The sequence below is a fragment of the Sphingomonas horti genome (assembly GCF_009753715.1).
In the GTDB taxonomy this organism is placed as follows: Bacteria; Pseudomonadota; Alphaproteobacteria; order Sphingomonadales; family Sphingomonadaceae; genus Sphingomonas_B; species Sphingomonas_B horti.
Genome location: NZ_WQMS01000006.1, coordinates 354702 through 375265, shown reverse-complemented (window position 1 = coordinate 375265; position 20564 = coordinate 354702). Strand labels below are relative to the sequence as shown.

Here is a 20564-nt window from a genome sequence, read left to right as displayed (position 1 = left end):
TCTATTCCTCGTCATGCCGGACCTATCCGGCATCCATCCTTCGCTTCTCAAGGATAAGGCGGCCCTCGGGTCAAGCCTGGGGTGACGAAGATCGCCTTGCATCCGCGGCTTTTGTCCTGAGCGTCGGGGCGGCGCTGGCCGGATCGTCGGGCCAGGGATGCTTGGGATAGCGGCCGCGCATTTCCCTGGCGACGTCGGCCCAGCTGCCGCGCCAGAAGCCGGGCAGGTCGCGCGTGGTCTGGATCGGGCGGCCGGCGGGCGAGGTGAGGCTCAGCACCAGCGGCAGGCGGTCGCGGCCGACTGCCGGATGCTCCGCCAGGCCGAACAACGCCTGGACGCGCAGCTCGACAGTCGGGCCGGCCTCCGCGCCATAGTCGATCGCGTGGGTGCTTCCGGCGGGCGAGGTGAAATGCGACGGCGCCAGCTGGTCGATCCTGCGCTTGGCGTCCCAGCCGATCAGCGTTTCGAGCGCCTGGACGAGCTCGCCGGGGGCGATCGCGTCGAGCCGGCGCTTGCCGGCGAGCAGCGGCGGCAGCCACTCGTCAAGGCTGGCAAGCAGCGCCTCGTCGCTCAGATCGACGCCGGCGAAGGCAGCGCGCTTGCGGAAGACCTGGGTGGATGCTGGCCAGGGCAGCAAGGCGACGCCATGACTGCGCACCCCCTCCAGCAGCGCCGTCGCGATCTCCGCCGGGTCGGCGTCGGCGTCGGGGCCGGACGACAGGCGGATAGCTCCGAGGCGCCGCTCGCGCGTTGCGGCGACGGCCCCGGTGGCGCGGTCGAAACGGACCTGACGGACCGTCTCGATCGGGCCGGGGAACAGGGATTCGATCTCGGCCGGATCGAGCGGAGCCGCCGACAGGATGCGAGCGCCGGATGCGGCGCCCTGCACTTCCGCCACCGCCAGCCACTCCGCGCCCGCGAGCGGCGAGACCGGGTCGAGCCGGAAACCGCGGCCGCCAACGCTGATCCAGTCGGCGCCGTCGCCGGAGCGGCGGCGGGAGACGCGATCGGGGAAAGCGAGCGCGACGGCGGCGCCAATCCCCCTCCCTGCAAGGGAGGGGTTAGGGGTGGGCGGCGAGCGGTAGCGAGCGCTTGCTGGCCTTGTGGCTTGCTCGCCTTCGGCGACACCCGCCCCCTGCCCCTCCTTTGCAGAGAGGGGCGAGACCAGCCGACCCCACCTTTTCGCCAGCGCCCTGCCCGCGTCGGCGCGCTTGCCGTGATCGCCGCGCCAGCGCTGGAGGCGGAGTTCCAGGTCCGCGCCACTGCCGCCGAGGCCGCGTTCGGAGAGGAGCACAGCGACTTCGGTGGCGAGCGGCAGCACGCCCAACCGATCCGCCTCGACCAGCATGTGCGCGATGCGGGGCGGCATCGGCAGCTCGGCGATGCGACGACCGTGCGGCGTGGGCCGGCCTTCCCCATCCAGCGCGCAGAGCGCGGTGAGACGCGCGCGCGCCTCGGCTATGGCCGCATCCGGCGGCGGGTCGAGCCAGCGCAGGTCACGCGGATCGGCGACGCCCCAGATCGCCGACGCCAGCAGCAGCGGCGACAGGTCGGCCTCCAGGATCTCGGGCGGGTCGAAGCGCGGCAGGCCGGCAGTCGCGGCCTCCTCCCAGAGACGATAGGCGATCCCGGCGCCCTGCCGCGCGGCGCGGCCGGCGCGCTGGGTGACAGCGGCCTGGCTGGCCCGCTCGGTCATAAGACGCGTCATCCCCGCCGCGCGATCGTAGCGCGGGCGCCGGGCGAGACCGGAATCGACGACAATCCGCACGCCGTCGAGCGTCAGGCTCGTCTCCGCGATCGACGTGGCGAGCACCAGTTTGCGCTGGCACGGGCCCGCCGGTGCGATCGCGACCCGCTGGGCGGCAGGATCGATCTGGCCGTGAAGCTTGTGCACGACGATGCTGTCCGCGAGCGGACCCAATCGCTCGGCAGTGCGCTCGATCTCCGCAACGCCGGGCAGGAAAGCAAGGATGCCGCCGTCCTCGTTCCTGATCGCGCCGCGGATCGCGGAGGCCATCGCATCCTCGATCCGCAGCTCGGGCGACCGGCCGAGATAGCGGAGATCGAGCGGGTACGAGCGGCCCGCGCTCTCGACTACCGGCGCGCCGTCCATCAGCTCAGCGTAGCGGGTGCCGTCCAGCGTCGCCGACATCGCGACCAGCCGCAGGTCGGGGCGCAGCGCCGCCTGGGCGTCCAGCGCAAGAGCCAAGCCGAAGTCGCTGTCCAGGCTGCGCTCGTGCACTTCGTCGAACAGCACGGCCGAGACCCCGGCGAGCTCCGGGTCGGCCTGGATGCGATTGACGAAAATGCCTTCGGTCAGGACGGTAACCCGCGTCGCGGCCGAGCGCTTCGCGTCCATACGCGTCGCATAGCCGAAGGTGCGGCCGACCGGTTCGCCGGCCAACTCCGCCATCCGCTCGGCGGCGGCGCGCGCGGCGATCCGGCGGGGGGACAGCAGCAGCACCTCGCCGGCGCACCAGGGCTGATCGAGCAGCGCGGGCGCGATCGCGGTGGTCTTGCCGGCTCCCGGCGGCGCGACCACGACGGCGCTGCTGCCGGCGCGCAGGGCGGCGAGCAGGTCGGGAAGGACGGCGTGGATCGGCAGATTGGTAACGTTCACGATCGTCACCCCGGCTCCTTCGACAGGTTCAGGACTGGCTTGAGCCGGGGCCTACCTTCTTGTTGCGATCGGTCAAAGGAAAGGTAGGTCCCGGGTCAAGCCCGGGATGACGGAAATGCGAAAAGGGCGGAGCCTTGCGGCCCCGCCCTCTTGTGTCGATCAGGCGAAGGTCAGAACGCGCGATACTGCTCGTTGCCGACAAAGCCCATCTTGGTCACGCCCGAGCGCTTGATGACTGCAAGCACGTTGTCCACCACCGCATAGCGCGCCTGGGGATCGGGCTGCACGTGCAGTTCCGGCTCCGGGCTCATCGCGCGGGTACGCTCTAGGTAGAGACGCAGCGTCACCATGTCGATCGGCGAGCCGTTCCAAGTCACGGTGCCGGCCGGATCGACCGAGACCGTGTTCTTGATCGGATCGATCGGCGGCGGGTTGTTCACATCGCTGTTGACCGGCAGATCGATCTTCACCGCGTGGGTCTGGATCGGAATCGTGATGATGAACATGATGAGAAGCACGAGCAAGACGTCGATCAGCGGCGTCATGTTCATTTCGATAAATGGCATTCCGTCGTCTTGGCCACCACTCATTGCCATGATGACTACTCCTTACATGCGCTCGACGACGCCGCCCGGAGGCGGTTCGGAAATGAACCCGACGCGGCTGAAGCCGGCCAGCTGCATCGTGTAGATCGCACCGCCGATGCAGCGGTACGGCGTGTTGATGTCGCCGCGGATGTGCGCCTCCGGAAGCTCCAGGCCCGGCGCATTCACGCCACCCTGACGGTCGATCTCGCGGCGCAGCTTGGCGACCGCGCGATTGAGCAACTCGGTGGCATTGACCCTGGTCATGCCCCAATACACGCCGCACGAGCCATCCTGTTCGGCGCGCACGGTCAGCGACACGTTTTCGGGCTTGGTGGTGGTCGGGTCGAAGCGAACGTTCGGAAGCTTCACCTGCACGGTCTGGACCACCACCGGAACCGCGATCAGGAAGATGATGAGCAACACCAGCATGACGTCCACGAGTGGCGTCGTATTGATGTCGGACATGGGGATCTCTTCGTCACCCCCGACTGCAACTGCCATTGGATCCTATCCTGTCTTGCCGCCGAAAGTCTCCGGCGGTGGGTGGCGGACGCTATGAAGGGAAGCGCCCGCCAGTCCAAACTTACGCCTTGTTCGGCACGCCGCCGGTCTGGCCAGCAGTCGTCGAACCGGTGACCGGCTTGGCGGTGGTGGTCGCCGGCTTGGTCGACGCACCCGCCGGCGCAGTCGCCGGACGCACGGCCGAAGGCTTCACGTTGCCGCCGGACATGACGTAGCCCAGCACGTCGTTCGAGAAGGCCGCGAGGTCTTCTGCGATGCCCTTGTTGCGGCGCTGCAGCCAGTTGTAGGCAAGCACCGCGGGGACCGCGACGACGAGGCCGAGCGCGGTCATGATCAGCGCCTCACCGACCGGACCGGCGACGGCGTCGATCGATGCCTGGCCGGCCAGGCCGATCTTGATCAGTGCGCGGTAGATGCCGATGACGGTACCGAACAGGCCGATGAACGGCGCGGTCGCGCCGACGGTGGCGAGGAACGCCAGGCCCGAGCCCAGCTTCGAGTTGATCAGGCCCTGGCTGCGGTTGATCGAGCCGTGGATCCAGTCATGCGCCTCGACCGGGTCGGTCAGCTTGGCGTGCTGCTCCTGCGCGACCAGCGCGTCGTCGACGATCTGGCGATAGGCCGAATTCTTCTCGAGCTTGTTCGCACCTTCGCGCAGGCTGGTCATGTTCCAGAAGCCGGAGCGCATCTTGCGGCCCTGGTTGATGATCTTCTGCTGCTCGAACAGCTTGGTGAACAGGATGTAGAAGGAGAAGATCGACATGCCGACCAGGATGATGAACACCGACCAGGCGATGAGACCACCCTGCTGCAGAGCGGGCAGAAGGCCGTATGGGTTCTCGCCCTTGGCGGCGGTGGCGGTGGCCGATGCGGCCTCCTGCAGGAAAGCGATTTGAGTGATCATGCGTTAAATCCTCTAGAATAGTTCAGACATCCGACGCTGCGCGTGCGCAGCACCGCCATCACTTTGGAATCTGCCAGCGAACGGTGCGCTGCTGGTTCGTCACCTTGATCGGGTTGCCGTTCTGATCGAGCGCGGGGCTGTAGCGGCCCTTGCGCAGGATCACGCGGCACGACGCTTCGTCGAGATCGGCATTGCCGCTCGAGGAGACGACGTGGCAATTTTCGGCACGACCTTCGGTGTTGATGTCCCAGGCAATGCGCACCGAGCCTTCGGCGCCCTCGCGCAGGGCACGCGGCGGATAGTCGTCCGTCGTGAACCAGCGATTGGGGTCGCCCTTGGCGTTGGCGGCCTTGGAGACGGTCGGAACCGGCGGCGGCGGCGGCGGCGGCGGCGCGGGCGGCGACGGCACGAACACCGGCGGCGGGTTCGGGCGCGCGATGATCACCGGCGCCTGCACGGTGGGCGCCTGCACGATCGGCGGCGGGACCACGACGGGCGGCGGCTCAACCTTCTGTTCCGGCGGCGGCGGAGGCGGCGGCTCCTCGGGGGGCGGCGGCTCCTCCTGCACGTCGAACGTCTTGAGGTCTGTCGCGACCTTCTTGATGACGTTGAACGCAAGGCCGGTCACGAACGCGTAGCCCAGGAGCGCGTGGATCAGGATCACGATGACGATCGACGCGACCTTGCTGCCGTTCAAGCCTTGTTTGTCAGCGTAGGCCATTCAGAATTGAATCTCCCTCTCTCGGCACGGCCGGAGCGAAGGGAGCGCCGACCCGGATGCCGCAGTGCAATCCATCCGCCCCTGTTATTATGCAATCAGGCAGAAGCCCGGCTGTTTATCGCTCACGCTTTCATGACGCAAACGCTTTGTCGCCGCTGCGGAACCTACGGTCCCACAGCGGGATTATTGGAGTAGCGGCACCGGTCCGAAAGGCTGTAACGCGCGAGAAATGAACCGTATCCCTCTCCTGATTGCCGCTACGGCATGCATGCTGCTGACAGCGGTGGACAGCCGCGCCCAGACAGCTCCTTCCCCCGCCCGCTACAGCTATGCCGACCTCGCCGATCGCGCGCTGATCGCTCCGATTGCCGTGATCGCCACGATTTCGGATACGATTCGCCTGAAGCCCGAACGGGCGCCCGGCGTCGCTCCGGGGCACGCGCGGCTGTATGTCGAGGCGACCGCGGACGCACTGATTCGCGGGGCCGGCGGGCTGCCGCCGAGCGTCAGCTATCTGGTCGATGTGCCGCTGAACGCGAAAGGCAAGGCGCCGAAGCTGAAGGACACGCAAGTGCTGCTGCTCGCCCGGCCGGTCGCCGGCAAGCCCGGCGAGCTGCAGCTGGTCGCGCCCGACGCGCAGCTGCCGCTGACGCCCGACATCGAGCAGCGCGTCCGCGCGATCCTGACCGAAGCGCTCCGCGCCGACGCACCCCCGCCGATCACCGGCATAACCAGCGCCTTCCATGTCGACGGCACCATCCCCGGCGAAGGCGAGACCCAGATCTTCCTGTCGACGCGCGAGCACCGGCCGATTTCGATCAGCGTGCTGAGCCGGCCCGGGCAGGAAAAGCAATGGTCGGTCGCGCTGGGCGAGATCGTCGACCAAGCCGCCGAGGCGCCGCCTCGGGACAGCCTGCTCTGGTATCGCCTCGCCTGCGGCCTGCCTCGGGAGCTCCCGGCCGAAGCCGTAGCCGACCTGGACGCCGGATCGGCGCAGGATGCACGGAACGACTATCGCTTCGTGCTGGAGGCGCTGGGCCCTTGCACGCGCACGAGCCCGCTCAAGCGATAACGCTACCGCCCGCGCGTGTCGCTTTCATCCAATCGGGCGCGAGCGGATACAGCTAAACATTCCCCACCGGACGAAGATTCGGCCCGTTTCCGCATGTCTCGGCGCGCACATGATTCCGCCAAAGGGGGTGTGGAATGGGACGTGCACAGCCGAAGGGGCAGAACGCCTCGACGATCCAGCTTCGAAGCGACGATTACGCTTTCCTCTGCAATCTGGTCGATAGCGGCGGCATCCGCAGCATCAGCGGCTATGGCAACAACCAAACGGCCGGGCGCGCCTGGTGGGGCAGCGCCGACCAGCCCTTCGTCCGCCTGACGCCGCACGATTTCGAGGACGGGACCGTCAACGGCATCCGCGTGACGTCAGCCGACGGGCATTCCGCGCTGCCGAATCCGCGGCTGGTCAGCGACGTGATCGGCCAGCAGCCGCTCGACGCCGACGGCAACACGATCAGCGTGGCGAATCCGTTCGGGCAAAACCTGTTCCTGATGTCGTTCGGCCAATTCTTTGACCATGGCCTCGACTTCTATGCGCGCGGCGGCGGCGCCGACCTGGTGCCGATCGCCGACATGACCGACCAGATCGCGGCGGCGCAGGCGCGGCTGGACGCGATCCGCGCGGCGCAGGGCCTGCCGCCGGTCCAGATCGACCCGACCGACAATCTGCTCGAGGAGTTGCAGGACGCGCCGCCGGGGTTCGACTTCCTGATCGGCAGCCGCGCCGGGCGCTACGACCTGAACCCCGACGGCAGCGTCGCCCGCAACCCGGACGGCAGCCCGAAGCTCGACAATGCCGCCGGCACCGCGGCGGTGAACCGCACTGCTCCGTTCGTCGAGCAGAGCCAGACCTATGGCTCGTCCGACGCCGTCACCTACCTGCTGCGCGAAAGCGCGCGCGACGCGCACGGCAATCTGATCTCCGACGGCCAGGGCGGCTGGGTGAAGACCTACCGGCTGCTGGACGGCGCCAGCGAGGTCGGCCCGGACGGCATCGCCCGCGGCAACCTCGCCACCTACAAGGACGTGCTGGTCAACAACGGCGTCTCGCTCAGCGCGATCGATGGTCTGCTAGCCCAGGTGCAGCAGGGCACGCTCAGCAATGGCGACGCCTGGGCCCAGCTCAAAGGCATGGCCGGGTTCGTCGACTTCAACGATGTCGGGCCGGACCACTCGATCCTGCTGGGCGACAAGAATGACGGGCTGGCGTCGCCGCTCGGGCCGGACGGCCAGCCGAACGCCACCTTCACCCTGGGGGACCTGCTCTCCTATTATATCGCGGGCGACCACCGGGCGAACGAGAATGTCGCGCTGACCGCGGTGCACGCGGTCTGGCACCGCGAGGCCAATTTCCAGGCCGAGCTGATCCACGCCGCGCATCCCGAATGGACCGACGATCAGGTGTTCGAGGCGGCGAAGGTGATCCAGAATGCCGAGTACCAGCGCGTCGTGTTCACCGAGTTCGCGGAGGCCATGTCGGGGCCGATCCCCGGCCCGTCGCACGGATTTTCCGGCTACAACCCGAACGTTAATCCGGCGATCTCCGACGAGTTCGCGGGCGCGATGTACCGGGTCGGCCATTCGATGATCAACGAGACGATCCCGTTCAAGGACGAAGACGGGCATGTGCGGGAGGTGCCACTGTTCGACGCCTTCCTGAATCCGGCGATGTACGCGGGGGACGATGCGAGAAGCGGCGGCGTCGGCGGCGCCGCCGCGATCATCGGCGGCGAGATCGGCGCTGCGCACCAGCGCATCGACAGCGAAGTGGTCGAGGTCATCCGCTCCAAGCTGCTGGGCATCCCGCTGGATCTCTATTCGGCCAATATCGAGCGGGGGCGCGAGCTCGGCATCTCGACGCTGAACGACTTCCGGCGCGCCATGTCCGAAGACGGCAGCCTGCTCGCCCAGGCGGGACAGAATTCGAATTATGTCTCGGTCGGAGCCAACCAGGTGCCGGTGCTCACGCCCTATGAAAGCTGGGCCGATTTCGGCGCGCACCTGCGCGGCACGCCCGAGGAGCAGGCATCGCTGCTGGCGCTGTTCAAGGCGACCTATGGCGAGGACGACATTCATGTGAACGACGTCGACCTGTTCGTCGGCGGGCTGGCGGAAGCCCCGGTCGGCGCGAGCCAGATGGGATCGACTTTCACCTGGATTTTCCAGGAACAGCTCGACCGGCTGCAGGAAGGCGACCGCTTCTACTACTTCAACCAGCTGAAGGACGATCCGCTGCTGCTGGCGGACATCAACTCCCAGCATTTCTCCGACATCGTCGCCCGCAACACCGGGCTCGACCACCTCCATTATTCGATCTTCAAGGTGGCGGAGGAAGTCGACCTGGACGCGCGCGAGCGCAACCGTGACATGAGCGCCACGGTGGTGACGCCGGACCACGTCTATTCGATCGTCGGCAACGAGCTGGGCAACACGATCACCGGGACCGCGGGCGACGACACGATCTGGGGCGGCGGCGGCAACGACCGGCTCTATGGCGGCCCCGGCCTCGACGCGCTCCACGGCGAAGGCGGCGACGACTGGATCGAGGCGGGCGGCGGCAACCGCGGCGTGTTCGCCTATGGCGAGAGCGGCAACGACGTGCTGATCGGCAATGACGGCGACGACAATTTGCTGGGCGGCGACGGCAACGACCTGCTGCGCGGCCAGGACGGCAAGGACTTCCTGTCCGGCGGCGACGGCAACGACCTGATCGTCGCGGGGCCGGGCGCGGACATGATCGATGGCGGCAACGGCGTCGACACGCTGGACGTGAAAGACTCCGATGCCGGCGTGACCATCGACCTGCGCACTGCCTTGACGCCGATCCCGGGGCTCGGCGGCTATGTGCAGGGCACCGTGATCGACAATGTCGAGAACGTCGTCGGCACGCGCTTCGACGACAGCCTGACCGGCGACGGCGGCTCCAACCTGTTCGACAGCGACCTGGGCAACGACCTGCTGGACGGCGGCGGCGGCGCCGATATCCTGATCGGCGGCCTTGGCGACGACACCTATGTGATCGACCAGCCGGGCGATCGCATCGTCGAGCTCGGCTTCGGCAACGACACGGTCCGCGTCGGCTTCGGCAGTTCCTACACGGTCGGCGGCGCGATCGAGAACGCGACCTACGTGGGCGACTATTCCGGCATCGGCATGTTCACGCTGCGCGGCACGGCCGGCGCGAACCGGCTGGAAGGCGGCAATGGCAGCGACCTGATCGACGGGCGCGGCGGCCGCGACGTGCTGATCGGCGACGCCGGCGATGACCGGCTGATCGGCGGCAGCGGCAACGACCGCTTCGTCTTCGCCGCGGGCTTCGGCCAGGATCGAATCGAGCATTTCGATGCCAAGCGGGGCGGCGGCCAGGACCTGATCGACCTGACCGCATTCGGGATCGCGCCGGGCGACTTCGCGCAGCGGGTGTCGATCACCGATATGGGGCGCGACACGCTGGTCACGATCGACGGCAACCTGGACCAGACGATCCTGCTTGCCGGCCTTGCCCGCGCCAGCCTGATCACCCAGTCGGATTTCGTGATCTAGAAGGAACTGATCTCGACGCCCACGCCGGCGCAGTCGGGATAGATGTCGGGCTTGCGGGTGGAGACGGTGAGGCCCGTCACGCCCTGGCGCGCGGCGACCAGGTCGTAGATTTCGCGCGCCAGCGTCTCCTGGAGGTTGAAGCGGCGGCCTTGAGTCATGCGCAGGATCTCTGTGCGCAGGAAATCGTAATTCCAGGCCGCCGCCGCCGTGTCCTCGCTGGCGAATGCCTCGGCCGAGACATGGACGTCGACGCTGACCAGCAGCCGCTGCGGCGTGCCGACCTCGAAATCATGAAAGCCGATATCGACGGGCAGGTCGAAGTCCTCGAGGAAGATGCGAAAGGTCTTCGGGGCAAGCTCGCGAGGCACGAGGCCATCCATGCGCGGCGGGGTGGTCATCGCCCCTCCCCCACGTGCCGATCGAGATAGTTCTCGATCGTGCGCCAGAGATGGACGCTGACGTCCGGGCCGGCGACGCGGTGGCCGAAGCCAGGATAGACCATCGTCTCGAACGGGATCGCCGCCGCCTGCAGCTTCGCCATCAAAGCGGTCGAGTTGTCGAACACGACATTGTCGTCGGACATGCCGTGGATCAGCAGCAGCGGGTCCTTGATCGTCGTCGCGTCCGGCAGCGCATCGGACTTCTCATAGACCTCCGGTACCTTGCGCGGATCGCCGAGATAACGCTCCGTATAATGAGTGTCGTAAAGCTCCCACCGCGTGACCGGGGCGCCGGCGACGCCCGCGACGAAGGTGCCGGGCGCGGCCTCCAGCAGCTTCAGTGTCATGTAGCCGCCATAGGACCAGCCGAAGACGGCGATTCGCTTCGGATCGACGAAGAGCTGCGTCTTCAGCCAGTCGACCGCCTTCAGTTGGTCAGCGACCTCGACGGTGCCCATCGCGTGATAGATCGGGTCCTCGAACGCCTTGCCGCGATCGGCGGTGCCGCGATTGTCGACCGAGAAAATGACCCAGCCTTTCGACACCAGATATTGCTGCACCGGCAGGTCGCGCATCCACTCATTGCGCGCCTGCCCGCCGGTGCCGGGGCCGCCATAGACCCAGAGCAGCACCGGGCGCGGACCGGTGAAGCCGGTCGGCACGTAGACCTTGTAATAGAGGTCGGTGACGCCGTCGGCGGCCTTGATCGTGCCGAACTTCGGCGCGACGTGCGACGCCAGAAACGGCGCATAGGGGTGATCGCCGGCGAGCCTGTTCTGCTCGACCCAGCGGCGGCCCTGCCCGTCGGCCTCGGCGAGGTAGGTCTGCGGCGGCTGGCCTGTGCTGGAGCGCGTGACGATCGCGTGCGTGCCGCTCTTGTCCATCTCCACCGCGTTGCTGAAGCCGGAATCGGTGAGCTGTTTCGGGGTGCCGGGCGCCTTGATCGGCACCGCATAGAGCTGCCACTCGATCGGCGTCTCGCGATTGGCGACGATGTAGGCGAGCCCTTTCGCCTCATCGACGCCCTCGACCGAACGAACTTCCCATGGACCGCTGGTCAGCTGCATCCAGGCGCCGTCCTTCCAGCGATAGAGATGGCTGAAGCCGTCGCGCTCCGAGGCCCAGAGCAGGCTGCCGTCCGAAAGCGGCTTCAGATTGTCGTGAAGGTTGATCCAGGTCTTCGCGGTCTCGGTGAACAGCACGCTCGACTTGCCGGTCGCCGGATCGACGCGCAGCATGTCGAGCTTCTTCTGGTCGCGGCTTTCGCGCTGAACGAGCAGCGTCTTGCCGTCCTTGGTCCAGTCGACGCGGGCGAGATAGATGTCGGGGTCGGTGCCGAGATCGACCTTGACGCTTTTGCCGGTGGCGACGTCGAACACGTGAAGCTCGACCACCGCATTGTCGGTGCCGGCCTTCGGATAGCGCTGCTGGTAGACGCGGGTGCCCTCGGCGCCGATCGCGGCGCGCGTGACGATCGCGACCGGCGCTTCGTCCGAGCGTTCGACGGCGATCAGCCGGTCGTCCGGTGACCACCAATGGCCGCGGTTGCGGTGCATTTCCTCCTGCGCGACGAACTCGGCGGTGCCCCAGCTGACGGTGCCGCCGCCGCCTTTGGTCAGCTGGCGTTCCTTGCCCGTCGCGAGGTCGAGGATCATCAGATTCTGGTCGCGGACGAACGATACGAGATGCCCCTTCGGGCTGACGGTGCCGTCGAGCTCGCTGGTCTTGGTGTCAGTCAGCCGGCGGACCTTGCCGTCCAGCGAGGCGAGGAAGAGATCGCCGTCCAAGGGCACCAGCAGCGTCTGCGAATCGGCGCTCCAGTCATAGGCGACGATGCCTTTCTGGTCGGCGATGCGGGCGCGCTCGCGCTGCATCCGCTCGGCCTCCGACAGCGTCGCCCCGGTACCGAAAGCCTTGGAATCGACCAGCATCCGCTCGGCGCCGGTTTTGGTGTCGAGCGCCCAGAGGTCGAACCGCTCCTTTTCGTCCGCGCGGTTGCGCAGCGAGGTGAGCCAGCGCCCGTCCGGCGACAGCTTGAGCAGCCGCGGCGTCGGCCCGGCGAGCGGCGGATTGCCGAAGATGCGTTCGAGCGTGAGGTGTTGCTGGGCCATGGCGGGGGCAGCGAGCGAAACGAGCGCAAGCGCGGCGACAAGCGGCCGGATCATGCGCAAGACGGACAATCCGGACGAAGCTGACGACATTCACATGGATTCACGAACATTTCCCATTTCCCCGCAGCCGGTCCGCCGGCCCGGCGCGGTTTGGCACAAGCCGGGGTGTTGAGGACAGGGTTTTTGTGAGTTGGATCGACAGCGAGCCGCTGACTCTCAATCCGTCACCCCGGGCTTGACCTGGGGGCCCGCTCCTTCTGCCTGGGAGGCGAGCGGAGCGGTGGTGGCAATCCGACCGGCGCGGGGCGGTTCAACCGGATGCTCTGACAGAGGGGGGAGAAACAGAAGAAGCGGGACCCCGGCTCAAGGCCGGGGTGACGGAAAAGGCTGAGCGAGGCGAACGTCCGCAGCCGGTGGAAAGCGGTCGCTACCGGGCTAACCGTATATCCCGCTCTAGTTCCGCAAGACAGGGCTCTCCATTGCCGGTCGCAAACGCAGCTGGCGATCCGGCATCATGATCTGCCTGTATCCAGAGTAGCTGCTCGACAATAATGGCCGCTTGCGTTGCTCCCTCGTCGGCTGGTGAGGGTGGATTAGGCACATTCGTTCGGGCATCGGTGGCTAAGCCGATACTATACTCTCCTTTCAGCCCCGGCCCTTCGACTTTAGCGGAGAGTGCGGACGCAACGCTGGTGTTTCCCGCCTCGTGACCCACCTCAAATTCCCGCAACCAAAAGGTCAAAGTGGCGCTACCTCTCTTGTTGAAGTGCTTGCCCAGTCGGCAAGCCGCTGATCGAAGCGCAAAACGCCTGTACATGTTGATCTCAACCGCCGTTGCGTCAGCGGATGCGGGGGAAAGGAATCTCACATTTCTGATGAGAAGTGTTCGGACTTGGTCAGGGGAAAGGGGGTTCTGGTAGGGCTTAGCTGGATAGCAGCTCGAGAGTAGCGTACCTGCAACTATGGCAACGAGAACAACTCTGCCTTTGAGATTCATAGCACTAAGCCTTTGGCCGATCGTGGTCTTCGTCGAGGGAGGAGAGAATGTCTGCAATGGTTCGACTGCGGACAGTACCCTCTCCCATAGGGAGAGGGTGACTCGCGGCGGAGCCGCGAGCGGGGTGAGGGGATCGGCGGCCTGAAATCATGCTCCCGATCCCCTCACCCGGCCAGGCTCACGCCCGACTCGACCTCTCCCTATGGGAGAGGTGAGACAATGGCGGAATCGGCCTTTCTACGCTGGGGAGAGGGTTCAGACTAGAACCTGTACCCTGCCCTCACGCCGATCGTCCTTGGCGTCTGGACGACGGCGTAGGATCGGCTGAAGCCGGCGAAGCCGCCGGCGGCGGGGTAGCAGCTGCCGCAATTGACGAAGCGGCTGATCTGCGCGCGCTCGTCGAACGCGTTCTGGATGAACAGCTCGGTCGTGAAGCGCTGCCATTTGGCGCCGATCGCGAAGTCCGCCGTCGTCCAGGCCGGCAGGCGGCCGAGCTGGAGCGCCGGGTTGAAGACGAAGCCGTTCGGGCCCCCCGCATTCTGCCGGATGTCGGACGAGGCCGAACTGGCATGCGTGACGGTCGCCTGGAGATAGGGCTTCAGCTCCGGCCCGGCCTCGAACTCGTAGCGGCCGGTGGCGGTGAACTTGAACCGGGGCGTGATCGGCAGCCGTGTGCCCTTCGGCGACGCGATCATCGCCACCCCGCCCTGCAAGCAGGTAAAGGTCGGATCGTCGAACTGGCAGAGATTCCGCCTGATCTTGCCATCGGTATAGGCCGCGCTGCCCGACAGGGTCAGGCCGGTGACCGGGTTCCAGGCGAAGTCGGTCTCGACGCCCTTGATCCGGGCATTGGGGCCATTGTGGATCTCTGTGAAGCTGTTCTCGCCCAGGAAACTGAACTGGAACTTCTTCCAGTCCTGCCAGAAGAAGGCGCCGTTCCAGCGGAACACGTTGTTCCACGTCGTCTTGAAGCCGACTTCATAGTTGACCAGGAAGTCCGGCGCATAGGGCGGGATCGTGCCGCGGCGGTTGATGCCGCCGGGGCGGAAGCCCTTGGACCAGGTCGCATAGAGCAATTTGCCCTCGGCCGGCTTCCAGGTCACGTTGGCGCGGTAGAGCACGCCCGTATCCTTGGTCCGCTTCGGCACCAATTTGCCGCCCTTGAAATCGGCGAGGTCGGTGCACGGGCTGCCCCTGACGGTCGGCGGCAGCAGCGTGACGGTATCGGTGCTGCCGTTGATCACCTCGCGCAGTGTGCGGCCGTCGGCGGTGTAGCAGCCGGCGACGCCGGTCCGGGAACTCGCGGCGGCGTTGAACGGCGTCGCGGTGAAGGGCCGGCCGTCTGCCGGATCGGCGTTCGGATTACGGCCGAAGCCGAAGAAGCCGATCAGCGTGTTGTCGAATTTATAGCCGCGCAGGCCGCCGGTCAGCGTCACCGTCGGCGTCACGTCCCAGCTCGCCTCCCCGAAGATCGCATAGTCGCGGTCGACGCGCTTCTGCTGCGTCAGCCACAGGGTGCCGGGGAAGCCGTTGACCGAGACATCGGCGCCGAGATTGTCGATCTTGTAATCCTGATGGATCAGGTTCGACTGGCGCTGGTAGAAGACGCCGCCGACGATCCGGAACGGCTCCTCCGCCGGCGAGGCGATGCGCAATTCCTGGCTGATGCGCTTGAAATGGTCGCTGCCGTCGATGTGCTGCAGCGGCAGGATCGTGTTGCCGGCATTGTCCTGGTAGTAGAAGACCTGGGCCAGGCCATGCAGATAGCCGGTGATCGCGCCGTCGTCGTCGTAGAGCGCGTAATTGGCGTAGAGCTGGTCATAGGCTTCGGCATAATCGACATAGTCGGTCTTGCTGTTGCGCTTGCGGTCGAGATAGGCGCCCGCATAGGTCAGGTCCCACGAGCCAATCTTGCCTTGCACGGTCAGCGCGGCCTGCACCCAGCGGTCGTGGTTGATCTCGGGGAAGAAGCGCTGGACCTTCAGGTCGCCGAGGCTGGTATCGTAGCCGAACGAGCCATGCGCCTTCTGGTCCTGGCCGAACACCGAGGCGGTCGCGGTCCAGTCGTCCGACAGGTCGATGCCCAGCGCGAGGCGGCCGCCATAGGTGTCGACGTCGTTATAATTCTTCTCGACTAGGCCGGGATTGCTGATCGACAGGCCATTGGGATCAACCACCGGCGCGTCCGGATCGCCGCCCGCGATGAAGGTGCGCGTGCCGGCGATGTTGTCGATATAGCCGGCATCATGCTGGTAGAAGCCGACCGCGCGGATCGCGACGCTTTCGCTCAGCGGCACATTGACGAAGCCCTCGATCTTGCCGCCCTGGCCGCCCTTGCGGACGGTGTTGCCCTCCACGTCGAAGCCGCCTTCGAAGCCGGCGGTCGAGGGCTTGTTGGTGATGATGCGAACCGTGCCCGCTTCCGACGAAGCGCCGTAGAGTGTGCCCTGCGGGCCCGACAGCGCCTCGATGCGGGCGATGTCGTAGATATGGACGTCCAGCGTGCCGCCGATCGTCGTGATCGGCTGCTCGTCGAGATAGAATCCGACCGAAGGCAGCGAGCCCGAATGGTTGCCGTCGCCGCCGCTCGCGACGCCGCGGATATAGACGGTGGTGGCGCCCGGCACGATCGTCTGGAACGCGACGCTGGGCAGCAGCTTGGTATAGTCGTTGAAGTCCGAGATGTTCAGCTGCTCGAGCTTCTGCGTGCCCATCGCCTGCACGCTGATCGGCACGTTCTGCAGGCTTTCCTCGCGCTTCTGCGCGGTGACGATGATGTCGCCGATCGCGGCATTGCCGCCGGTTGCCGCCTGCTGCGGCGCCTGCGCGGTCTGGTCCTGCCCGATCGCCGGCGCCGCCAGCATCGAACTGCCGAGCAACGCCGCCATCGCCGGCGCGAGAGTCTTCCGCCCCACAATGCACCTCCCAACCAAGTCCCCGCAAAGAAGCTTCACCCGTTTGGCGACATGGTAAAGAGGGGCGCCGCAGCCGCTGCGCTTTCCTGAACGGCTGTTGCGATTGTGCAACGGTTGGGCGCGCCTGTGGGTGTCGTCATCCCCGGTCTTGAGCCGGGATCCCGCTTCTCGTTCTGCGCAAAGGCAGCGGTACCCCGGCTCAAGGCCGGGGCGACGGAAACGAACAGGCCGCCGGTATCTCCGGATAGGCATCGAGCACCTCGCCGAGCGCCGTCCTCAGTGGCTCCAGCCACGGGTCGAACGGCTTCCACGGCTCCAGGCCGTCGCGGTTGATCGGGCGGCGGACTTGTTCGGAGCTGGCGGTGCGGACGGCGCGATCGGTTTCCCAGAAGCGGAGGCAAGGCTCCTCGAACGGCAGGCCGAGGGCCGCGAGCAGGGCGCGGATCTCCCTTTCGGTGTCGTCGACCAGCCCTTCGTAGATGACGCGGTGGACGGCGCCCGGCAGCACCCGGTCGAAATGCGCCATCAGGCGGACATAGGCGGCGTAGTACAGCCCGACGTCTTCGAGCCCGTAAGTGAAGCTCTGGCCGCGCGCGAAATGCTGCTTGAAGTTGGAGAAGCAGCTGGCGAGCGGGTGGCGGCGTGCGTCGACGATCTTCGCGTTCGGCAGGATCAGCCGGATCAGCCCGACATGCGCCCAATTGTTCGGCAATTTGTCGATGAAGAAGGGCCGGTCCGTCTTGCGCTGGATGCGGGTGCGGTCGAGATACTCCTCGCCGAGCGCGCGGACCTGATCGGGGGTGAGCTCCCCAATCGGTGTGCCGCCCGCGCCGATGCGGGCGGCAAGCGCTGGAATGTCGGGCAGCTCCATCGTGCCTTCGACCTGCGAATGGCTGGCAAGGATCTGCTCGATCAACGTCGAGCCGGCGCGCGGCATGCCGAGCACGAAGATCGGGTCGGGCGCCGGGCAGCCCCAGCCGGCGCGAACGGCGAAGAAATCGGAGGTGTAGATCGCCATCGCGCGGGCGACCTGCTCGTCGGTCTCGGCCGGGTCGTAGGGAAGCTGGACGCGACGGATCGCGTTGCCCTGCACATAGTGGCGGAACGACGGCGAAGCGTCACCGCGATCCTCCAGCGCCTTGCCCAGCGCGAAATGGAGGTGGAGGCGGTCGTCCTCGCTCAGAACGGGACCGGCGAGCGCCTCCTGCATCGCCGCCACGTCCTCTTCGGAGAAGCGCACGGTCTTCAGGTTGGCGAGGCTCCACCAGACCTCCCCCAGCCCGGGACGGAGTGCGATGGCGCGGCGATAGGCGGCGATCGCGTCCGGCTGGCGGCCGACGGTCTTCAGCACATGGCCGTAGCTCATCCAGATCTTGGGCTGGTCGGGAGCCTTGGCGAGCACGCTTTCGTAGAGCGCGATCGCCTCCTCGAACTCGCCGATCCGGCCGAGCGCGGCCGCCTTCAGATTCTCGTGCGTCGGATTGTCAGGCTCGTCGGCGAGCAGCCGATCGAGCTCCGCCAGCGCCTCGGCCGATCGGTTCTGGCGATGGAGGACCGTCGCGAGGTTCGACCGCGCCGGACGGAAGCCGGGCGCCAGCTCCAGCGCGCGCCGCAGCAGCGCCTCCGCGTCGCGGTAGCGCCCCAGCCGCCCTGCCAGCTCCGCCATCATCCGGATCGCCGCGACGTCAAAGGGATCGTCCCGCAGATGCGCCCGCAACAGCCGCTCGGCGGTGCGCAGGTCGCTCGCGACCAGCGCCGCGCCGGCCTCGATCAGCACCGGATTGGCGACCGAGGTGTCGATCGCGGCGAGCTCCAGCCGCTCGGCCTCCGCATCGCGGCCGGCGGCCCTCGCCGCCGTGGCGGCGTGACGGAGGGCGCGAGGGTCGGGAGCCGGCGTTCGAAGCATCTACGCGGGAGGGTGTGCCGGGTTGGGCCAGCCCTTGCAATGCTGACGTTCGGCGGCGTGGCGCGGCCATTGGCCGCAGGCCCGGGCGGTTCGGCGCCCCGGGCGGCGGTTGATCGACTCTTGATTCAACGCGCTTTTCCGGTCGGCCAAGGGCCTCCGGATGATCGACCGCCGCCTGCCGCGCGCGCTGCGCGCCTGCCTCTACGAGAATGCCGATCCCGCGACCGACGCGGAGGCCGAGCTGAATGCCGCCGTTGCCGATCTGCACGCGCTGATCGCGGCGGAGGCGGAGAGCGATTCACGCCGCTCGGCGCCTGAGCCCCGGCTGCTGAAGATCATCGGATAGATCGCCGCTGGACAAGCGGGGCCAAAACCGGGTCCATGCGCGGCGATGCCCCTCGCCTCGTTCGCGCTCGTCATCCTGGCGGCGATCTGTCATGCGACCTGGAACCTGGTGGCCAAACGCGCGGCCGACGCGGGCGTGGCGTTCGTGTTCGCGTACAACCTGGTCGCGTGCGTCGCCTATGCCCCCTGGGCGCTGTGGCTGATCGCGACCGGCGCACTGACGCCGAGCGGGCCGGTGTTCGGCTGCCTGATCGCAAGCGCGCTGATCCACCTGGCCTATAGCCTGGCGCTGCAGCGCGGATATCAGCTGGCCGACCTATCGGTCGTGTATCCGGTCGCGCGCGGCACCGGCCCGATGCTGTCGGCGATCGGGGCGTTCCTGCTGCTGGGCGAGCAGGTCACCTGGCTCCGGGTCGCCGGTCTGGTCGGGGTGGTCGTCGGGATCGCGCCGATCGCGACTGACGGCCATGTGGGCGCCTTCTCCCGTCCGGCGGCGCGCGACGGCGTGCGCTGGGGCGGCGCGACGGGCGCGCTGATCGCCGGCTACACACTGACCGACGCCTATGCGGTGAAGGCGCTGCTGATCCCGCCGGTCGTGCTCGACTGGACGTCCAACACGCTGCGCTTCGTCCTGCTGCTGCCGGCGGTGATGCGCGACCGGGCCGGCGCCATGCGGCGGATGCGAGGCTATTGGGCGCTCGCGATCGGCGTCGGGCTGCTGTCCCCGCTCGGCTATATCCTGGTGCTGGGGGCGCTGAGCCTGGGCGCGCCGGTCAGCATCGTCGCGCCGGCGCGCGAGATGTCGATGATGATTGGCGCGCTGTTCGGCTTACTGATCCTGGGCGAGCATGTCGGCGCGCCGCGTCTCGCCGGCTGCGCGGTGCTGCTGGGCGGCGTGCTGCTGCTGGGGAGCAGCTAGAGCCCGAGAAAAGACGGCCGAACGCCGGGTCGCGCTCGGTTCGGGCCGGATACCGTAAGATTTTGAGACACCGACAGCACATCTTCCCCTTTCGCGGCAGCCGCCATGCTTGTTATCGGACAAGGAAGACTAAAAGGGGAATCAAATGCTTCGTTCGATCATGGCCGCCGCGCTGGGCGCCGCAATCGCATCGTCAACCGCGCTAGCCGCCGAAGTCGTGGCGCCCAATGCCTACGCAACCACGGACGCGCCGACCCTGACGGTCGCGATCATCAACAATGGCGCGGCCACGACCTTCCAATTCGCCTATGCGGCATCCCAGTTTGCTGGCGTTGCAGCCGGATCCAAGATCACCAGCATCGGGTTTCGCGCCGAGCCCGGCTTCGCAGCCGCGCAGGATTTCGAGTTCTCCCGTTTCGACGTCCAGTTGGCGACGCTCGCCACCCCGCTGAATGCGATGTCAGGCGTGTTTGCCGACAATGTCGGCGCGGACGCCGTGCAGGTCCGGTCGGGCGCTCTTTCGATCCCCGCGGCCTCGATCACGGCCTCGGGTCCCACTCCCTACCCGTTCTTCACCATCGGCTTCAGCCAGGCCTTCACCTATCATGGCGGGGACCTGGTGGTGACGTTGCGGCGATCGGCACCCGACACGCTGAATTTCTTTGGTGTCGATGCAGTGGCGGTCGGAAATGGCATTACCGGATCGGTCGGCGGCGGTTCGGGTCCGGACGCGACGCAAGGCGAAGCCGGCTTTTACAATGTGCCGGTCGTGCAATTCGGCATCGCCGCGGCGGCCGTGCCGGAACCGGGCACATGGGCTTTGATGATCATCGGCTTCGGCTCGGCCGGCCTCGCGGCGCGTCGGAAGGGCGTGGCCGTCGCGGCGCGCGCCTGACGCTCATTCAATCGCGTCGTCACGCGAGTTCTCCTGCCCGATGCAGCCGGGCGTGATGGAACGCATTTGAG

At 67.1% G+C, this 20564-nt stretch carries 14 protein-coding genes; 5 read left to right on the top strand and 9 right to left on the bottom strand.

The genetic code is table 11. The features are described 5' to 3' along the window. Window positions 1–70: 70 nt before the first annotated feature. From hrpB to GON01_RS05390, 5 genes are all read right to left on the bottom strand, one after another. Window positions 71–2620, bottom strand: a complete 2550-nt coding sequence (gene hrpB / locus GON01_RS05410; protein ID WP_181599937.1) for an ATP-dependent helicase HrpB — start codon at window positions 2618–2620, stop codon at window positions 71–73. A gap of 170 nt (window positions 2621–2790) precedes the next feature. Continuing rightward, on the bottom strand, window positions 2791–3216 hold the full coding sequence (locus GON01_RS05405) for an ExbD/TolR family protein (protein WP_181599911.1): 426 nt from the start codon (window positions 3214–3216) through the stop codon (window positions 2791–2793). A 12-nt stretch (window positions 3217–3228) separates the two neighbouring features. After that, a complete protein-coding gene (locus tag GON01_RS05400; RefSeq protein WP_157026316.1) occupies window positions 3229–3708 on the bottom strand; it encodes an ExbD/TolR family protein in 480 nt (159 codons plus the stop codon). Between the two features lie 82 nt (window positions 3709–3790). Then, window positions 3791–4633, bottom strand: coding sequence for a MotA/TolQ/ExbB proton channel family protein (locus tag GON01_RS05395; protein ID WP_157026315.1), 843 nt, complete (start codon window positions 4631–4633; stop codon window positions 3791–3793). Window positions 4634–4691: 58 nt separating this feature from the next. Further along, entirely contained in the window at window positions 4692–5354 is a 663-nt protein-coding gene (locus GON01_RS05390) for an energy transducer TonB (protein ID WP_157026314.1), read from the bottom strand. A 229-nt stretch (window positions 5355–5583) separates the two neighbouring features. Here GON01_RS05390 and GON01_RS05385 point away from each other — a divergent pair, with 229 nt between their 5' ends. Beyond that, window positions 5584–6426, top strand: a complete 843-nt coding sequence (locus GON01_RS05385) for a hypothetical protein (RefSeq protein ID WP_232328665.1) — start codon at window positions 5584–5586, stop codon at window positions 6424–6426. 134 nt (window positions 6427–6560) lie between these two features. Further along, window positions 6561–9965, top strand: coding sequence for a peroxidase family protein (locus GON01_RS05380; RefSeq protein ID WP_157026313.1), 3405 nt, complete (start codon window positions 6561–6563; stop codon window positions 9963–9965). On the opposite strand, the gene GON01_RS05375 is transcribed toward GON01_RS05380, so the two are convergent. The 4 genes from GON01_RS05375 to GON01_RS05360 form a co-directional block, all read right to left on the bottom strand. Further along, complete coding sequence (locus GON01_RS05375; RefSeq protein ID WP_157026312.1) at window positions 9962–10363, bottom strand: dihydroneopterin aldolase; 402 nt, start codon at window positions 10361–10363, stop codon at window positions 9962–9964. The two genes, GON01_RS05380 and GON01_RS05375, sit on opposite strands and share 4 nt — an antisense overlap. After that, window positions 10360–12570 carry a S9 family peptidase gene (locus GON01_RS05370; protein ID WP_157026311.1) on the bottom strand — a complete coding sequence of 737 codons (2211 nt, stop codon included), beginning with the start codon at window positions 12568–12570 and terminating at the stop codon, window positions 10360–10362. The genes GON01_RS05375 and GON01_RS05370 overlap by 4 nt, the downstream gene beginning before the upstream one ends. Window positions 12571–13773: 1203 nt before the next feature. Continuing rightward, the gene (locus GON01_RS05365) at window positions 13774–16428 is read right to left on the bottom strand and encodes a TonB-dependent receptor (RefSeq protein ID WP_309503121.1); all 2655 of its coding nucleotides are present in this window, start codon (window positions 16426–16428) and stop codon (window positions 13774–13776) included. Window positions 16429–16627: 199 nt separating this feature from the next. After that, entirely contained in the window at window positions 16628–18334 is a 1707-nt protein-coding gene (locus tag GON01_RS05360) for a tetratricopeptide repeat-containing sulfotransferase family protein (RefSeq protein WP_157026310.1), read from the bottom strand. Window positions 18335–18494: 160 nt separating this feature from the next. On the opposite strand from GON01_RS05360, the gene GON01_RS05355 reads away from it, so the two are divergent. The 3 genes from GON01_RS05355 (at window position 18495) to GON01_RS16885 (ending at window position 20493) form a co-directional block, all read left to right on the top strand. Then, a complete protein-coding gene (locus GON01_RS05355) occupies window positions 18495–18680 on the top strand; it encodes a hypothetical protein (RefSeq protein WP_157026309.1) in 186 nt (61 codons plus the stop codon). Window positions 18681–18725: 45 nt separating this feature from the next. Continuing rightward, on the top strand, window positions 18726–19598 hold the full coding sequence (locus GON01_RS05350; RefSeq protein WP_157026308.1) for a DMT family transporter: 873 nt from the start codon (window positions 18726–18728) through the stop codon (window positions 19596–19598). Between the two features lie 145 nt (window positions 19599–19743). Then, a complete protein-coding gene (locus GON01_RS16885) occupies window positions 19744–20493 on the top strand; it encodes a PEPxxWA-CTERM sorting domain-containing protein (RefSeq protein WP_157026307.1) in 750 nt (249 codons plus the stop codon). The last annotated feature ends 71 nt before the right edge of the window (window positions 20494–20564 follow it).